This is a genomic window from Acidovorax sp. HMWF029 (assembly GCF_003060895.1).
In the GTDB taxonomy this organism is placed as follows: Bacteria; Pseudomonadota; Gammaproteobacteria; order Burkholderiales; family Burkholderiaceae_C; genus Acidovorax.
On sequence record NZ_QAIH01000125.1, the window covers coordinates 7,010 to 8,493 of the forward strand.

Sequence of the window (1,484 nt, forward strand, 5' to 3'; positions counted from 1 at the left end):
ATGCAGCGTGACGCGGATCTTCTTGCCGTGCCCGGCCAGCGCCTCGTCGGCGGCGTTGTCCAGCACTTCCTGAATGATGTGCAGGGGGTTGTCGGTGCGGGTGTACATGCCCGGGCGCTGCTTGACGGGCTCCAGGCCCTTGAGCACGCGGATCGAACCTTCGGAATATTCGCTGGCGGATGCAGAAGACGGTTTGGCAGACATAGCCGCGGATTGTAGTGCGGCAGGCGCCGCGCAGCTGGATAAAAAACCAGTCATTACCAACCCTGACGGGCACTGTATTGGTCGCGGGTGTACCAGCGCGTTTCACGCATTCTGGCTACATTCCTGCGCATGCATATGAACATTCCCAAACTATCCATGTTCCAGGTGCTCGCCTGCGGTGCGGCCATCGTGACCCTGTCCATGGGCATCCGCCATGGGTTTGGGCTCTGGCTTTTGCCCATCACCCAAGAGATGGGCTGGACACGCCAGTCGTTTGCGCTGGCCATCGCCATCCAGAACCTGTCCTGGGGCCTGATCGGGATTTTTGCAGGCATGGTGGCAGACCGGTTTGGTGCGTTCCGCGTGCTGATGGGCGGCGCCGTGCTGTACGGACTGGGCCTGGCGGGCATGGCGCTGTCGCCCACGCCCACGCTGTTTGCGCTGACGGCAGGCGTGCTGATTGGCGCGGCGCAGGCGGGCACCACCTATGCCGTGATCTATGGCGTGCTGGGGCGACAGATTGCGCCCGAGAAGCGATCCTGGGCGATGGGCGTGGCGGCGGCGGCGGGCTCGTTCGGGCAGTTCCTCATGGTGCCTGTCGAGGGCTGGCTGATTGCAGGGCTGGGCTGGCAGCAAGCCTTGCTGGTGCTGTCGATGGCCGTGCTGCTGATCGTGCCGCTGGCCTTTGGCCTGCGGGAACCCGGCTTCAAGGGCGCGGCCCCTGTGAAGCGCGAGCAAACCATCGTGCAGGCGCTGGGCGAGGCCTTCCGCTACCCCAGCTTCAACCTGCTGATGGCGGGTTATTTTGTGTGTGGCTTCCAGGTGGTGTTCATCGGCGTGCACATGCCCAGCTACCTCAAGGACCATGGACTGTCGCCGCAGGTGGCCAGCTATGCACTGGCGCTGATCGGGCTGTTCAATGTATTTGGCACCTACATCGCGGGCACGCTGGGCCAGCGCATGCCCAAGCGGTTCATCCTGGCCTTCATCTATTTTGCGCGGGCGGCGGCCATCACCGTGTTCTTGATCGTGCCGCTATCGCCGCTGTCGGTGTATGTGTTCTCGGCGGTGATGGGCACGCTCTGGCTGTCGACCATCCCGCCCACTAACGCAACCATTGCACAAATTTTTGGCGTGCAGCATTTGTCGATGCTGGGCGGCTTTGTGTTCTTCAGCCACCAGATCGGCAGCTTCCTGGGCGTGTGGCTGGGCGGGTATCTGTATGACGCCACGGGCAACTACGATATCGTCTGGTACATCGCCATCGGCCTGGGCGTGTT

The 1,484-nt window shown here is 62.8% G+C and carries 1 protein-coding gene and 1 pseudogene; one reads left to right on the forward strand and one right to left on the reverse strand.

What is annotated here, in order from left to right; genetic code table 11:
- A pseudogene (locus DBR12_RS22640) lies at positions 1-204 on the reverse strand (DNA topoisomerase IV subunit B); the annotation flags it as partial.
- 129 nt (positions 205-333) lie between these two features.
- Between DBR12_RS22640 and DBR12_RS08625 the strand changes: the two are divergent.
- On the forward strand, positions 334-1,484 hold a 1,151-nt coding region (locus DBR12_RS08625), incomplete at its 3' end, for an MFS transporter (protein WP_108616876.1).